This window comes from Pseudomonas sp. SJZ077 (genome assembly GCF_007993905.1).
In the GTDB taxonomy this organism is placed as follows: Bacteria; Pseudomonadota; Gammaproteobacteria; order Pseudomonadales; family Pseudomonadaceae; genus Aquipseudomonas; species Aquipseudomonas mandelii.
In genome coordinates this window covers 16,267-32,833 of record NZ_VIUJ01000030.1, presented here as the reverse complement: position 1 = coordinate 32,833, position 16,567 = coordinate 16,267, and the positions used below count along the sequence as shown (strand labels likewise).

Genomic DNA, 16,567 nt, shown 5'->3' with positions numbered 1-16,567 from the left:
CTATTTGACCTCGACCACAGTGCCCTGCAACCGCTGCAAGGCTTCGTTCACCGCTTGCGGCATGAGCTGGCGCAGGCAGTTGTAATGACCGAAGCGGCAGGTGCGATCGAAGCACGGGCTGCATTCGAGGCCCAGGCGCACAATCTCGACGTGCTCGGCCAAGGGGGGCGTGAAGCCCGGCGATGTCGAACCGTAGACGGCCACCAGCGGGCGGTTGAGCGCAGCGGCGACGTGCATCAGGCCGGAGTCGTTGGACACCACCGAATCGGCGCAGGACATCAGGTCGATAGCTTCGGCCAGGGAGGTCCCGCCGCTGAGGTTGACCGACTCTTCGCGCAGGCCGGGAATCAGCCGTGCGCGGATGTCTTCGCCGACCGCGTGATCGTTTTTCGAACCGAACAACCAGACTTGCCAGCCTTCACGGATCTTCGCTTCGGCGACCTTGGCGTAATGCTCGGACGGCCAGCGCTTGGATTCGCCGAACTCTGCACCTGGGCACAGGGCCAACACCGGGCGGTCGAGGGTCAGGCCGAACTTGGCCAGCGCCGCCTCGCGGGTGACCGGGTCGATCTGCAGGCTTGGCCGTGGATACGGTGTCGGCAGTTCGGCACCGCGCTCAAATGCCAGCGCCATGAAGCGCTCGATCATCAGCGGATAACGTTCTTTATCCAGCGTGCGCACGTCATTAAGCAGGCCGTAGCGGAACTCGCCGCGCCAGCCGGTGCGTTTCGGGATGCCGGCGAAGAACGGCACCAGCGCCGATTTCAAGGAGTTTGGCAGCAGGATCGCCTGATCGTACTGGCCGGCCAGGGATTTGCCGATGCGCCGACGCGTCGCCAGCTCCAAGGCGCCATGGCCGAGCGGAAAGCTCAAGGCCTGACGGACTTCGGGCATGCGCTCCAGGATCGGCCGGCTCCATTCGGGGGCCAGGACGTCGATTTCGCATTGCGGGTGGCGTTGCTTGAGACACTGAAACAGTGTCTGCGCCATCACCATGTCACCGACCCAACTGGGCCCAACGATCAGAATTTTCATGTGGTTTCCATAAACGAACCGGGGAGGCATACGCCTCCCCGCCTCGAGAATCACTGCGGGAGCCTGTCGGCTTGCGATGGGTCATCACCTTCAACATTGCTGTCGACTGTCACTCCGCTATCGCGAGCAGGCTCGCTCCCACATTGGGATTTGGTGTGCATCGTTCTGCGATACAAAGCAGATCTACTGTGGGAGCGAGCCTGCTCGCGAAGGGGCCGTCACATCCAGCATCGATGGCGACTGACACCCCGCCTTCGCGAGCAGGCTCGCTCCCACATTTGAATCTTGTTGCTTCAACTCGCACGTTTCAGCTTAACCCTAGTTCACGCCAGATCCGCAATACCTGCCGACGCTCATCGACAAACTGGTCACCCGGTATCACCCCGGGGTCCTTCTGCAAGGCCTGCCGGTGGGCGGCGGAACGGTAGGCCTTGTAGGCCTCGCGTAGCAGGCTGGCGTCTTCGGCAGGCATCAGCCCTTCGTGTTCCAGCTCTTCCAGAATGCGGATGTTATCCGTCCAGCGCAGCAATGGCGGGTGTGTTTCGGACCACGCCAGGGCCGCGTATTGCACCATAAATTCAATATCGACGATACCTCCGGCGTCCTGCTTGAGATCGAATGGCGCCGTGGCCTCGAAGGCATTTGCCGCCGTGCCGGCTGCGGTGCTCTTGCTACCGAGGTTATCGCGCATCTTGGCGCGCATCTCGCTCACCTCCTGACGCAAGGTCGCCAGGTCCCGGTGCTTACCCAATATCGCCGCGCGCACCTTCTCGAATGCCTGGCCGACATCCTGGCTGCCCACCAGCACCCGGGCCCGCACCAGTGCCTGATGTTCCCAGGTCCAGGCTTCGTTTTCCTGGTAGCGGGCAAACGCCCCGACCGAACTCACCAGCAACCCCGAGGCGCCGGACGGCCGCAGGCGCATATCGACTTCATACAGCTGGCCAGAGTTGGTCTGGGTCGTAATCAAATGAATGATCCGCTGCCCCAACCGGGTGAAAAACTGCGCGCCGTCGATAGGTTTCGCTCCGTCGGTTTCCGCCTGCGGATCACCGTCATGGATGAACACCAGGTCCAGGTCCGAACCATGCCCCAATTCCAGTCCGCCGACTTTCCCATAACCGACAATAATGAAACCCGGATCGCACAAGGTGCCGTCGGTGCGCAGTGGCGTGCCATATTTGGCCACGGTCTGGCGCCAGGCCAGGGCCAGTACTTGTGCGAGGATCGCTTCAGCCAGCCAGGTCAGGTAATCGCTGACTTTCATCAACGGCAGGCTGCCGGCGATTTCCGAAGCGGCGACCCGCAAGCGGTGTGCCAGTTTGAAATGGCGCAGGGCTTCCATTTGCTGTTCGAGGTCGTCTTCGGGAATCCGCGTCAGGCGCTCGCGCAACTCGGCGGCCAGTTCCGGCGCCAGGGGGGGCTTGAACAATCGACCTTCATTGAGCAATTCGTCGAGCAGCAGCGGGAAGCGGGTGATCTGCTCGGCGATCCATGGGCTTGCCGCGCACAAGGTCAGCAAACGTCGCAGGGCGCCGGGGTTCTCGGTCAGCAGCACCAGATACGCCGAGCGACGGGCCACCGCTTCAACCAACGGCAGCACGCGCTCAAGTACCAGATCCGGATTGGCATGCTCGACCGCCTGAGCCAGCAAACGCGGAATAAATGCATCGAGGCGTTCGCGCCCCAAACGCTGCATCGCGCGCAACTGCGGGCTGCTGCGCAAACCGGCCAACGCTTTCAGTGCCTTGGTGGCATCGGCAAAACCGCCCTCTTCCAACTGACGGCAGGCGGCTTCTTCATCCTGGGCCTCTTCCCACAGCGGCAGCCATTCGCCGCCGACCACCACTTCGCTTTCGGTGCCTTCCTCTTCATCGGGATCGGCGATCACTTGTCCAAAGTGCCAGGCCACGCGGCCTCGCCAATACATAAGCTGCGCATGGAAAGCCTCCCAGTCAGCGAAGCCCAACATAAAGGCAATGCGCGCCTGATCCTGCGCACCGTCCGGCAGCATCTGGGTCTGGCGGTCGGCAATCGCCTGGATCGCGTGCTCGGTGTACCGCAGGAATTCATAGCCTTCGCGCAGCTCGCTGATCACCGCCGGCGGCAGGTAACCCTGACCTTCCAGGGTGCTCAGTACTTTTAATAGAGGGCGTTGCTGCAGGCTCAGGTCGCGACCGCCGTGGATCAGCTGGAACGCCTGGGCGATAAACTCCACTTCGCGGATGCCGCCCGAGCCGAGCTTGATGTTGTCGGCCATGCCTTTGCGCCGCACTTCCTGCTGGATCAGCTGCTTCATGGTGCGCAGCGCTTCGATCGCCGAGAAGTCGAGGTAACGCCGGTAAACGAACGGGCGCAGCATCTCTTGCAGTTGCGCGCCGGCCACTTGATCGCCAGCCACCACCCGCGACTTGATCATCGCGTAGCGTTCCCAGTCGCGGCCCTGGTCCTGGTAATACTGCTCCAGCGCGTTGAAGCTCAACACCAGGGCACCGGCCGAGCCGTAAGGCCGCAGACGCATGTCGACCCGGAACACAAAACCGTCGACGGTCATCGGGTCTAGCGCCTTGATCAGGCGCTGGCCGAGACGAATGAAGAATTCCTGGTTATCCAGCGAGCGTTTCACGCCGACGGTTTCGCCACCCTCGGGGTAGGCGAAGATCAGGTCGATGTCCGATGACAGGTTGAGCTCCACTGCACCGAGCTTGCCCATGCCGAGGATGACCATCTGCTGCGGCTCGCCGCTGCGCCGGCCGGTGGGCACGCCGAACTGCTGGCAATGCCGCGAGTACAACCACTGATAGGCCTGATCGATGCTCGCATCGGCCATGTCCGAGAGGTCGCGGCAGGTCTGGACCAGATCAGCCTGACGAGTCAGGTCGCGCCAGATGATCCGCACTTGCTGACGCGTGCGCTGACGGCGCAAGGCGCGACCGAGCTCGTCATCGGTTTCGGCCGCATTCACCGCTGCCGCGATCTGCCCGCACAACTCGCCCGGTGCGAATCTGCGATCCAGTTCGCCGGACTGCACCAGCGCCAGCAACATCAAGGGGTCACGCACACTCTGTTCGGTCACGAAATCGCTGGCGGCGGTGACGCGGGCGAATTGCGCCCAGCGCTCAGCTGTCCAGGCAGACAGGCCATGGTCATCTTCCAACTCGGCAACGGCGGTACGGAACGACTGCTCGGCGCGGGTGACAAACGGCAGGAGAATGCCGGGCAGTTCGGCAAGCGGAGGGAGGCTCATGGTCTATCCTTGATCGGCGTGTAGAGGGCGGCATGTAGTGATTTTTCAAAACGCACTACGTGATCGACTGTCGAACAAAGGTTAGAAATAGCTGAAATTTCTTTATTTTTGGCAGGCAGCATCAAGCTTTCACCTTTTTCGGTTGGCAAAAGACCAACCTTAACGATTATTCTCACAACGCAGCCGGAGGCCACAAGCCGCTCATCTGTAGTTTTACTACTCGTATATACATCCAGATAGCTGAAATGCCCGATGATTTGTAGTAAAACTACACGCCGCCGGAACCTACCACTCGGCAATCCAAGAATTTATATCGTCTGCCCACAAGGCCAGTCGCAAACTCAGGCAACCGATTCTGGAAGCCTTTCCGCCCTGGAGCAAGCCATGCAAGACCTCGATCCCGTCGAAACCCAGGAATGGCTGGACGCCCTGGAATCGGTTCTCGACAAAGAAGGCGAAGACCGCGCTCACTATCTGATGACCCGTATGGGCGAACTCGCAACCCGCAGCGGTTCGCAGTTGCCTTACGCCATCACCACGCCATACCGCAACACCATTCCCGTTACCCACGAAGCACGCATGCCTGGCGACCTGTTCATGGAACGCCGCATTCGCTCGCTGGTACGCTGGAACGCGATGGCCATGGTGATGCGCACGAACCTGAAAGATTCGGACCTGGGCGGTCACATCTCCAGCTTCGCCTCCAGCGCCACCCTGTATGACATCGGCTTCAACTATTTCTTCCAGGCCCCGACCGATGAACACGGCGGCGACCTGATCTACTTCCAGGGCCACACCTCGCCAGGCGTTTACGCCCGTGCGTTCATGGAAGGCCGCATCACCGAAGACCAGATGAACAACTTCCGCCAGGAAGTCGATGGTCAAGGCCTGTCTTCCTATCCGCACCCTTGGCTGATGCCTGATTTCTGGCAGTTCCCGACCGTATCCATGGGTCTGGGCCCGATCCAGGCGATCTACCAGGCACGTTTCATGAAGTACCTGGAAGCCCGCGGCTTCATCCCTGAAGGCAAGCAGAAAGTCTGGTGCTTCCTGGGCGACGGCGAGTGCGACGAGCCAGAATCCCTGGGCGCGATCTCGCTGGCTGGCCGCGAGAAGCTCGACAACCTGATCTTCGTCATCAACTGCAACCTGCAGCGCCTCGACGGCCCGGTTCGCGGCAACGGCAAAATCATCCAGGAACTCGAAGGCGTGTTCCGCGGTGCTCAGTGGAACGTGACCAAAGTCATCTGGGGCCGTTTCTGGGACCCACTGCTGGCCAAAGACGTCGACGGTATCCTGCAACGTCGCATGGACGAAGTCATCGACGGCGAGTACCAGAACTACAAAGCCAAAGACGGCGCGTTCGTGCGTGAACACTTCTTCAACTCGCCAGAACTCAAGGCGATGGTTGCTGATCTGTCCGACGACGAGATCTGGAAACTCAACCGTGGCGGCCACGACCCGTACAAGGTCTACGCGGCTTACCACGAAGCGGTCAACCACAAAGAACAACCGACCGTCATCCTCGCCAAGACCATCAAGGGTTATGGCACCGGTGCCGGCGAAGCGAAAAACACCGCGCACAACACCAAGAAGGTTGATGTTGAAAGCCTGAAGCTGTTCCGCGATCGTTTCGACATTCCGGTTCGCGACGAAGAGCTGGAAAACCTGCCGTTCTTCAAGCCAGAGCCAAACAGCGCCGAAGCCCGCTACCTGAGCGAGCGCCGCACTGCACTGGGCGGTTTTGTGCCACAGCGCCGCGCGCAAAGCTTCAGCGTGCCGACCCCGTCGCTCGATACCCTCAAGGCGATTCTTGATGGTTCGGGCGACCGTGAAATCTCCACCACCATGGCCTTCGTGCGGATCCTCGCGCAGCTGGTCAAGGACAAGGAAATCGGCCCGCGCATCGTCCCGATCATCCCGGACGAAGCCCGTACCTTCGGTATGGAAGGCATGTTCCGTCAGTTGGGCATCTACTCGTCCGTCGGCCAGCTCTACGAGCCAGTCGATAAAGACCAGGTGATGTTCTACAAGGAAGACAAGAAGGGCCAGATCCTCGAAGAAGGCATCAACGAAGCGGGCGCCATGAGCTCCTTCATTGCAGCCGGTACTTCGTACTCCAGCCACAACCAGCCAATGCTGCCGTTCTACATCTTCTATTCGATGTTCGGCTTCCAGCGCATCGGCGACCTGGCTTGGGCTGCAGGCGACAGCCGTACCCGTGGTTTCCTGATCGGCGGCACCGCCGGCCGGACCACGCTGAACGGCGAAGGCCTGCAACACGAAGACGGTCACAGCCACATCCTGGCTGCCACCATCCCGAACTGCCGCACCTTTGATCCAACCTACGGCTACGAGCTGGCGGTGATCATCCAGGACGGCATGAAGAAGATGACCGAAGAGCAGCAGGACGTTTTCTACTACATCACCGTGATGAACGAGTCCTATCAGCAGCCAGCCATGCCGGCCGGTGTCGAGGAAGGCATCATCAAGGGCATGTACCTGCTCGAAGAAGACACCCGCGAAGCGGCGCACCACGTTCAGCTGATGGGCTCCGGCACCATCCTGCGTGAAGTCCGTGAAGCGGCGAAGATTCTGCGTGAAGAGTTCAACGTTGCCGCCGACGTCTGGAGCGTTACCAGCTTCAACGAACTGCGTCGCGATGGCCTGGCCGTCGAGCGCACCAACCGTCTGCATCCGGGCCAGAAGCCTAAACTGAGCTATGTCGAAGAGTGCCTGAACGGCCGTAAAGGTCCGGTCATCGCGTCTACCGACTACATGAAGCTGTTCGCTGAGCAAATTCGTCAGTGGGTCCCGTCCAAGGAATTCAAAGTCCTGGGCACCGACGGTTTCGGCCGCAGTGACAGCCGCAAGAAGCTGCGTCACTTCTTCGAAGTCGACCGTCATTTCGTGGTGTTGGCAGCCCTGGAAGCCTTGGCTGACCGTGGTGACATCGAACCTAAAGTGGTGGCCGAGGCCATCGCCAAGTTCGGGATCAACCCGGAAAAACGCAACCCACTGGACTGCTGAGGAGACACTCTGTGAGCGAACTCATTCGCGTACCTGACATCGGCAGCGGTGAAGGTGAAGTAATTGAACTGTTTGTGAAGGTCGGCGACCGTATCGAAGCCGAACAGAGCATCCTGACGCTGGAATCGGACAAGGCGAGCATGGAAGTCCCTGCTCCCAAGGCCGGCATCGTCAAAAGTTTGAAAGTGAAGCTGGGCGATCGCCTGAAAGAAGGCGACGAACTGCTGGAGCTGGAAGTCGAAGGTGCCGCTGATGCGGCCCCTGCGGCTGCCGCTGCGCCGGCTGCGAAAGCTGAAGAGAAACCGGCTGCTGCGCCTGCCGCCGCCGCTGCTCCAGCGCCAGCAGCCGCGCCTGCTGCCGCTTCGGTTCAGCAAGTGCACGTGCCGGATATCGGTTCGGCGGGCAAGGCCCAGATCATCGAGATCCAGGTCAAGGTCGGCGACACCGTCGAGGCTGATCAGTCGCTGATCACCCTGGAATCCGACAAGGCCAGCATGGAAATCCCATCGCCTGCCGCTGGCGTGGTCAAGGCCATCAGCGTCAAGCTCAACGACGAAGTCGGTACGGGTGACCTGATTCTGGATCTGGAAGTGGCGGGTGCTGCGGCCCCTGCTGCTGCCGCGCCAGCCCAGGCTGCTGCGCCTGCTGCCGCTGCTCCGGCGCCAGCCGCTGCGGCCCCGGCCGCACCGGTTGCCGATAGCGTCCAGGACATTCATGTCCCGGACATCGGTTCGTCGGGCAAGGCCAAGATCATCGAAGTACTGGTCAAGGCCGGCGACACCGTCACCGCCGACCAGTCGCTGATCACACTGGAATCCGACAAGGCGAGCATGGAAATTCCATCGCCTGCCGCTGGCGTGGTGGAAAGCGTTTCCATCAAGCTGGATGACGAAGTCGGTACTGGCGACCTGATTCTGAAGCTGAAAGTCAAAGGCGCTGCGCCGGCCGCTGCTCCGGCTCCAGCCGCTGCTGCACCGAGCGCTCCTGCTCCGGCCGCCGCAGCACCTGCTGCTCCGGCACCTGCCGCACCCGCGGCTGCACCGGCCAAGCCGGGCGCCAAGGTTCACGCTGGCCCGGCTGTACGCCAACTGGCCCGTGAATTCGGCGTTGAGCTGAGCGCCGTCGGCGCCAGTGGCCCGCACGGTCGCATCCTCAAAGAAGACGTGCAGGTTTACGTCAAAGCGATGATGCAGAAGGCCAAGGAAGCGCCGGCCGCTGCTGCCGGCGCAACTGGCGGCGCGGGCATCCCGCCGATTCCGGTCGTGGACTTCAGCCGCTTCGGTGAAACCGAAGAAGTGCCGATGACTCGCCTGATGCAAATCGGCGCGTCGAGCCTGCATCGCAGCTGGCTGAACATTCCGCACGTGACTCAGTTCGATTCGGCTGATATCACCGACCTGGAAGCGTTCCGCATCGCTCAGAAAGCCGTCGCAGAGAAGGCCGGCGTCAAGCTGACCATCCTGCCGCTGCTGCTCAAGTCGTGCGCGCACCTGCTCAAGGAGCTGCCGGACTTCAACAGTTCGCTGGCGCCAAGCGGCAAGGCGATCATCCGCAAGAAGTATGTGAACATCGGCTTCGCCGTCGACACCCCTGAAGGCCTGCTGGTACCGGTCATCAAGAACGTCGACCAGAAGAGCCTGTTGCAACTGGCAGCCGAAGCCGCTGCGCTGGCCGCCAAAGCCCGCGACAAAAAGCTCACCGCTGACGACATGCAAGGCGCCTGCTTCACCATTTCCAGCCTCGGCCACATTGGCGGCACCGGCTTCACGCCGATCGTCAACGCGCCGGAAGTGGCGATCCTCGGTGTTTCCAAGGCAACCATCCAGCCAGTCTGGGACGGCAAAGCCTTCCAGCCGAAACTGATGCTGCCACTGTCGCTGTCCTACGATCACCGTGTGATCAACGGCGCTGCTGCTGCACGCTTCACCCAGCGTCTGAGCAGCCTGCTGGCGGACATCCGTACCATCCTGCTGTAACACCGGCCGGCCCTCCTTCATCGGAGGGCCCGTCGCGTTCCATGTTTTCCGAGCGCCACGCTCGTACCTCAACCCCGCCAATTTGGCGGGGCTTTTTTTGCCTTGAACAAAGTAATTTCCTACAGCCGTGGCTTACACCGCCCACAACTCATGGCGGCTTTCGCTCGATATTTTTTGCCGTTTAATAACTAGGCTTAGTTCGACAGCATTTTCTTTTAAATACTGAAAACCTCATTTGCTTAGTTAACGTTATTTCGAACGGATTCGAACATGTTTAAACCAACTGTCGGCCCTATTATTGGCCACACTACAACTAACCACGTACGTATTTTTTTGCGCGGAGAACGTCAAGACAACTCGCTGGTATTTGCCGGCATTCGTTATCGGCGCGCGAGGGAAGAGCGTTGGTCGCAAGGTGTCTTTGCCAAACTGTCGATCTTGCGCGATATGTCCGATGTGATTGCACTCAACAACCTCGCCATCGATACCGACTATGAATACCAGGCCGGATGGTTCAGCCCCATGAGCCCGGTGCACACCGTGGAGACCGTTCAGGAACTGCCGCTGCAATGGCCACGGGAGATTTATCGCTTTCGCACCCTGTCTAGCAAGGCCAACACACCGCGGGCGTACATCGTCGGCTCATGCCGCTACCTGCGCATGACCGCAGGCATCCCTTCGGCACCTCATCTGGGCGACCGTATTTTTGCCTCGATCACCGAACTTGCGCAGCAGGCCGAGCCGCCCATCAGCGCGATGTTAATGACGGGTGATCAAATTTATGTCGATGATCTGAACGTTATTGCTCCCGACCGGGAATACAAGGAAATACTCAGCAAATATCGCGCGGCTTTTTCCCAACCGAACATCGCCCGATTAATGTCCAATACCTCGACTTATATGATCCTCGACGATCATGAAATAGAAGACAACTGGCCCACCAACGAAAGCAAGGCCGATGCCTATTTATATAAGAACGCCATGGCAGCCTATGAGATATACCAAGCCAGCCACAGTCCGGCGCATGACTTATTACCCAGCGGGCAAGTAAGCCGAAAGTTGGAACAGTATTGGTATCAGTTCGCCGAAGGCGATATTGAATGGTTTGTCACCGACAGCCGAACCCGTCGTAACTTGTCGCCCAATGATCGACGCATCCTCGACGATGAGCAGGAACAGGCGCTGTGCAAATGGCTGATCCACAGCCCAGCCCGGGTCAAGTTCGTGGTCACCAGCGTGATGTTCTACCCCGACCGCAAACTCAACGGCGATGACGCCTGGAAAGCCTTCCCGGAACAACGCCTGCGGTTGCTGGAGACGATTCGCACGCATCGCATCAAGAACGTCATCTTCGTTTCCGGCGATGTCCACGGCTCACTGACCAGTCGCCTGACCCACAGCGAGGATCCGGACTTCGACGTGCACACCATCGTCTCGTCCCCGCTGTGCAACAGCAAATTGCTGCCCTATGCCTCCGAGTCCACCTTCATTCTGAACCAGGCGCTGGCACGTACCGCAGCGGGAGATTATCGACATGAATTGACCAGCAAGGTGGTCAGCGAAGACAACTTTGCTCATCTGGTGGTGGATCGGGATCAGATTCAGGTCAGTTACCACGACCGGAACGGCCGGCGCCTGCAATCGATCAACATCCCGCTGCACTAAGGAAAATGAAGGCCAAATGCATTAGTTTTCGGCCCTGGCTGGAGAAATCCTCGCCCCTGCCGACATATTCTTATAGCACTTGGCCTTCATGTCTCTTGTCAGTCAGTGTCGCAATGATGCAACCTTGCCGCAGGCAACAGTAAAGAGGGCGAGAGCCCGGCGCGATCAGCACATTCGAAGCGAGTTTCCCTCAATGAAAAGCCAACCTGATGCCGCCAGCCGTATGGTGGCCGAGGTAGTGACGCAATTGCCTGTGCCCTCGCGGCTCGGCATGCTGCGTTTCGAACGGCTGAATGAAGCTAGCTGGGCACTCCTGTTTCTCGATCCCAATTGCGAACGACAATTTGGTCTGCCGGCCGTGGAGCTTTGTGCCTTGGTCGACTCGCCTTATGCCAGCCTGATGGAGCCTGAAGCGCGCTATCAACTGCACGACGCGATTCAGCAGCAACTCAGAGAGAGCCCGCATTACCTGATCCGCTACAACCTGCACACCGCCAAAGGCTCCTTGAGCCTGCTCGAACTGGGCGAAGCCTACCGACAACACAATCGACACCTGCTGCGCGGTTACCTGATGGTCGTGGACGGCTTGTTCGAAGGTGAACCGCTGCTGCCGTCGCTGGACCTGGAAACCCAGAACTCGCGCCTGCAAATCGCTCTGGAACTCAATCAGCGCGCCCAGTTGGAACAACTGCAGCATCTGGATCGGGTCCGCGCCCAGCAAGACTTGATCCTGCTGCTGACCCGCCAGCGCTACAGCACCAACAATTCCCTGCAAGAAGCCGCCGAACTGATTACCCGCAGCGCTTGCGACATCTATGAAATCGACTGCGCCAGCCTGTGGAACCTCGAAGGCTCGCTGCTGGTGCCGATCTCGGCCTATCACCGCACCTCCGGGGAATATCAGCTGCCGGAACCGATCGACGTCAGCGGCTTCCCGGATTACCTCGACGCCTTGCACGGCAGCCGCGCCATCGATGCGCACAACGCCATTCGCGATCCGCGTACCCGGGAAATGGCCGAACACCTGCGCCCGCGCGATGTGAACGCCATGCTCGACGCCAGTATCCGCGTCGACGGCCAAGTGGTCGGCGTGCTGTGCCTGGAACAGACTGGCGCGACCCGTGCCTGGCAGTCGGATGAAATCGCCTTTGCCGGCGAGCTGGCGGATCAGTTCGCCCAAGTCATCAACAACCACAACCGCCGCACCGCCACCAGCGCCCTGCACCTGTTCCAGCGTGCGGTGGAGCAAAGCGCCAACGCCTTTTTGCTGGTCAATTGCGATGGCGTGGTGGAATACGTCAACCCGAGCTTCACGGCGATCACCCAGTACAGCACCGAAGAAGTCCACGGCCAGCGGCTGTCGGAACTGCCGGCCCTGGAAAACCTCAGCGAGCTGCTGTTCGACGCGCCCTCGGCGCTGGCCAAGAGCAACAGCTGGCAGGGCGAGTTCAAAAGCCGCCGTAAAAACCTCGAACCCTACTGGGGCCAGTTGTCGATTTCCAAGGTCTATGGCGACAACCGCGAGCTGACGCATTACATCGGCATCTACGAAGACATCACCCAGACCAAGCTCGCCCAGCAGCGCATCGAGCGCCTGGCCTACACCGACAACCTGACCAACCTTGGCAACCGCCCGGCGTTCATCCGCAACCTCGACGAACGCTTCGCCCGGGACAGCGATACGCCGATCAGCCTGCTGCTGGTGGACATCGACAACTTCAAGCGCATCAACGACAGCCTCGGCCACCAGACCGGCGACAAACTGCTGATCAGCCTGGCCCGGCGCCTGCGCAACAGCCTGAGCCCGAGCGGCAGCCTGGCGCGATTCGCCAGTAACGAATTCGCCGTGCTGCTGGACAACACCGACCTCGCGATGGGCCAGCACGTCGCCAACCAATTGCTGGCGACCCTCGACAAGCCGATGTTCGTCGACAACCAGTTGATCAGCGTCACCGGCTCCGTGGGCCTGGCCTGCGCGCCGCTGCACGGTCGCGATCCACAGACATTGATGCGCAACGCCGGCCTGGCGCTGCACAAGGCCAAGGCCAATGGCAAACACCAGGTCCAGGTGTTCACCGAAGCACTGAACGCCGAGGCCAGCTACAAGCTGTTCGTGGAAAACAACCTGCGCCGCGCCCTGACCCAGAATGAGCTGGACGTGTTCTATCAGCCCAAACTGTGCCTGCGCAGTGGTCGCCTGCTGGGCATGGAAGCGCTGCTGCGCTGGAACCACCCGGAAAAGGGCATGATCCGCCCGGACCAGTTCATCAGCGTTGCCGAAGAAACCGGCTTGATCATCCCGATCGGCAAATGGATCGCCCGCCAGGCCTGCCGCATGAGCAAAGACCTGACCGCCGCTGGCCTGGGCAACCTTCAAGTGGCGATCAACTTGTCGCCCAAGCAGTTCTCCGACCCGGACCTGGTGGCGTCCATCGCCAACATCCTCAAGGAAGAAGCGCTGCCGGGGAACCTGCTGGAGCTGGAACTGACCGAAGGCCTGCTGCTGGAAGCCACCGAAGACACCCACTTGCAGCTCGATCAACTCAAGCGCCTGGGCCTGACCCTGGCCATGGACGATTTCGGCACCGGTTACTCGTCGCTCAGTTACCTGAAAAAATTCCCGATCGACATCATCAAGATCGACCGAAGCTTCATCCACGAAATCCCGGACAACCAGGACGACATGGAAATCACCTCCGCGGTGATCGCCATGGCTCACAACCTGAAACTCAAAGTTGTGGCGGAAGGGATCGAGACGGCCGAGCAGCTTGCGTTCTTGCGTCGCCACCGCTGCGATGTCGGCCAGGGCTACCTGTTCGACCGCCCCATCCCCGGCGCCGAGCTGATCGAAAAGCTCAAGCGCTACCCACGCGGCCCGCTCGTCTGACAGCACACCACAAAATCCCTGTGGAACACCGTAATCCCCTGTGCGAGCGAGCCTGCTCGCGATAGCGGTGTGTCAGTCGCCATCAATGTTTAATGTCCCGCCGCTATCGCAAGCAGGCACGCTCGCACAGGGGTAGTGCGTAACCGGCCGGCATTGGGCAAACTGCGTGTCTGACAATTTACATTCAACCTGACTGAGGGGACTGATGATGGTCTTGCGCTCGGAAATCCTGGTGAACAAAAACGTGCTACCTACCAAAGAACAAGCTCTGCCCGGCCGTGAAACCCCGATGACCGTGCCGGAAAAACACTTCGTCCACGACGCCCCACTGCTGGGCCCGTTCGCGATGGACGTGGATTTCGCGATCTTCGGCCTGGGCTGCTTCTGGGGCGCGGAACGCAAGTTCTGGCAACGTGAAGGCGTGGTCAGCACGGCGGTGGGTTATGCCGGCGGTTTTACCCCGAACCCGACCTATGAAGAAGTTTGTTCGGGCCTGACCGGCCACAGCGAAGTGGTGCTGGTGGTCTACGAACCGGCCAAAGTCAGCTACGAAGAACTGCTGAAAATGTTCTGGGAATTGCACAACCCGACGCAAGGCATGCGTCAGGGCAACGACATCGGCACTCAGTACCGCTCGGTGATCTATGCGACCAACCCGACGCAACTGGCCGCCGCCAAACACAGCAAGGACGTGTTCCAGGCTGAGTTGACCAAGGCCGGGAAAGGCGAAATCACCACTGAAATCGATGAAGCGCCGACGTTCTACTTCGCCGAAGCGTATCACCAGCAGTACCTTGCGAAGAACCCTGAAGGGTATTGCGGGATTGGTGGTACGGGCGTTACCTGCCCGATCTAACTCTCGGGCTCTGAAAAGCTTCGCGGGCAAGCCTCGCTCCTACAGGATTTATGTCGATCACAAAATTGTGCTCAGATATCGATCCCTGTAGGAGCGAGGCTTGCCCGCGAAGGCGTCCGATCAGACGCCATCAATCCATCTGATCAGCCATCAACTCTCAGCAATCAACCAATCCATCTGCCACCCACCCTGGGTCTGCCCAAGCTTCTTGGACAACCACGGCAGCAACTCACGCAATTCCTCTTCCAGGCCCCACGGCGGATTGGCAATCGCCAATCCAGAGCCATTCAAACTGTTCGGCGTATCCAGCGGATGCACCAGCAACTCCACACGCAACAACTTTGGTGCGCCCGTGCCCGCCAGATCCTGATAAAAACGTCGCAACATGCGCTGATCCTTCACCGGGTACCAGATCGCTGCCACCGTCTGCCGCATCCGGCCAATCGCCTCTTTCAGCGACGCCGCGCAACGCTGCATCTCATCGAGCTGCTCGAACGGCGGATCAATCAACATCACCGCCCGCTTCTCCTGCACCGGCAGCATCGCACGCGGCACATGCCAGCCTTCGCCCAAATGAACCTTCACCCGACGATCACCGGCCATGTTGTCCTTGAGCAGCAAACCGTCTTCGGGGTGCTTCTCATTGAGCATCACCCGATCCTGCCGCCGCGTCAGACGCCGCGCCAGCTCCGGCGACCCCGGGTAATAGCGCAACTGGCCATCCGGGTTCATGTCGTGCAGCACTTTCATGTAGTCGGCGGTCAGCGCTGGCAGATCCGGCTGATCCCACAGACGCGCAATACCTTCCAGGTACTCACCGGTACGGCTCGCCTGATCACCCTGCAGGTCATACAGACCAATACCGGCGTGAGTGTCGAGATAGGCAAACGGCTGCTCCTTGCGCGACATCAGGGCGATGATGCGGGTCAGAGTCAGGTGTTTGAACACATCGGCGTGATTGCCGGCATGGAAGGCGTGACGATAATTCATGATTGCTCCTGCGAAGGCCGGGAAGTTTACCTTGTACGGGGCTGGACGTCAGGGGTTCGCAGCCGAGCGGGCAACTGCCGACACGCAATCTCACGTCAACCCAAGAACCTGCGGCGAGGGGGCTTGTCCCCATTGGGCTGCGCAGCAACCCCAAAACATCCCAGCCAACCACAAACCCTGTGGCGAGGGAGCTTGCTCCCGCTGGGCTGCGAAGCAGCCCCAAAACCAGCACCGCAGATTTGTCAGACACACCGCAGCGCTTGATTTGGCGACTGCTCTGCAGCCGAACGGGAGCAAGCTCCCTCGCCACATCCTGCCCTTAGTCCGAAGGCCGAGCCCTCAACCGTCGCCCCACTACATCCAGCACATCACACCCATCCCGCAACGGAATGGCACACAGCAACGCAAAATCACTAAGAATGAACGACTCACACTCAACCGAACCGCGCATCGACAGGTTCTCAAGCACCTGCGTCACCGCGCGAATTCGATAGCTGGCAGCGTCGTACAAAACATCGAGCGGCGCGTGGGTATCGACGAACAGCGTCGGCATGTCGGTGCAGTTGCTGGTGAGGGCCATGAAGCGGTTTTTGGGGTGGGGAGTTGGTTTTTCATAGGGTGGATCGGGGTGAAGATTTTTCATTTTCAAGTTCCAAAGACAGTAAACAGGAACTGCCATCAGCCCTCCTACAGGCTGGGGTGGCAGTTATGCGCGGGGTAGGAGTATCGAGGCCTTTGGAAAACTCGACCACGCCGAAGCGTGCCCGCGCACAACCGCCGCAACTGATCTTACGGACGCACGTTCACGGCCGCAAACCAAGCTTCGACGCTAATACATTTCCAACGACTTTGAAGGGCTCCTACACCCCGCCACTGAATTT

10 protein-coding genes are annotated in these 16,567 nt (G+C 60.0%); 5 read left to right on the top strand and 5 right to left on the bottom strand.

Translation table 11 applies throughout. From position 1 onward, the window contains the following. From waaF to FBY01_RS32040, 3 genes are all read right to left on the bottom strand, one after another. A complete protein-coding gene (gene waaF / locus FBY01_RS29445; RefSeq protein WP_010464302.1) occupies positions 1–1,035 on the bottom strand; it encodes a lipopolysaccharide heptosyltransferase II in 1,035 nt (344 codons plus the stop codon). A gap of 307 nt (positions 1,036–1,342) precedes the next feature. Then, positions 1,343–4,282, bottom strand: coding sequence for a bifunctional [glutamate--ammonia ligase]-adenylyl-L-tyrosine phosphorylase/[glutamate--ammonia-ligase] adenylyltransferase (gene glnE, locus FBY01_RS29440; RefSeq protein WP_145310700.1), 2,940 nt, complete (start codon positions 4,280–4,282; stop codon positions 1,343–1,345). Further along, positions 4,279–4,404 carry a hypothetical protein gene (locus FBY01_RS32040; RefSeq protein WP_256580097.1) on the bottom strand — a complete coding sequence of 42 codons (126 nt, stop codon included), beginning with the start codon at positions 4,402–4,404 and terminating at the stop codon, positions 4,279–4,281. The genes glnE and FBY01_RS32040 overlap by 4 nt, the downstream gene beginning before the upstream one ends. Before the next feature lie 262 nt (positions 4,405–4,666). On the opposite strand from FBY01_RS32040, the gene aceE reads away from it, so the two are divergent. From aceE to msrA, 5 genes are all read left to right on the top strand, one after another. Further along, positions 4,667–7,312, top strand: coding sequence for a pyruvate dehydrogenase (acetyl-transferring), homodimeric type (gene aceE, locus FBY01_RS29435; protein WP_010464306.1), 2,646 nt, complete (start codon positions 4,667–4,669; stop codon positions 7,310–7,312). A gap of 11 nt (positions 7,313–7,323) precedes the next feature. After that, positions 7,324–9,288, top strand: coding sequence for a dihydrolipoyllysine-residue acetyltransferase (aceF, locus tag FBY01_RS29430; RefSeq protein WP_145310698.1), 1,965 nt, complete (start codon positions 7,324–7,326; stop codon positions 9,286–9,288). Between the two features lie 270 nt (positions 9,289–9,558). Beyond that, positions 9,559–10,953, top strand: a complete 1,395-nt coding sequence (locus FBY01_RS29425) for an alkaline phosphatase D family protein (protein ID WP_145310696.1) — start codon at positions 9,559–9,561, stop codon at positions 10,951–10,953. A gap of 193 nt (positions 10,954–11,146) precedes the next feature. Next, complete coding sequence (locus tag FBY01_RS29420; protein ID WP_010464311.1) at positions 11,147–13,840, top strand: GGDEF and EAL domain-containing protein; 2,694 nt, start codon at positions 11,147–11,149, stop codon at positions 13,838–13,840. A 208-nt stretch (positions 13,841–14,048) separates the two neighbouring features. After that, positions 14,049–14,696 carry a peptide-methionine (S)-S-oxide reductase MsrA gene (gene msrA / locus FBY01_RS29415; RefSeq protein ID WP_077747678.1) on the top strand — a complete coding sequence of 216 codons (648 nt, stop codon included), beginning with the start codon at positions 14,049–14,051 and terminating at the stop codon, positions 14,694–14,696. Positions 14,697–14,846: 150 nt separating this feature from the next. Here msrA and FBY01_RS29410 read toward each other — a convergent pair whose 3' ends face one another. Beyond that, entirely contained in the window at positions 14,847–15,686 is an 840-nt protein-coding gene (locus tag FBY01_RS29410) for a 23S rRNA (adenine(2030)-N(6))-methyltransferase RlmJ (RefSeq protein ID WP_145310694.1), read from the bottom strand. A 319-nt stretch (positions 15,687–16,005) separates the two neighbouring features. Then, on the bottom strand, positions 16,006–16,329 hold the full coding sequence (locus FBY01_RS29405) for a hypothetical protein (protein ID WP_145310726.1): 324 nt from the start codon (positions 16,327–16,329) through the stop codon (positions 16,006–16,008). Positions 16,330–16,567: the final 238 nt, after the last annotated feature.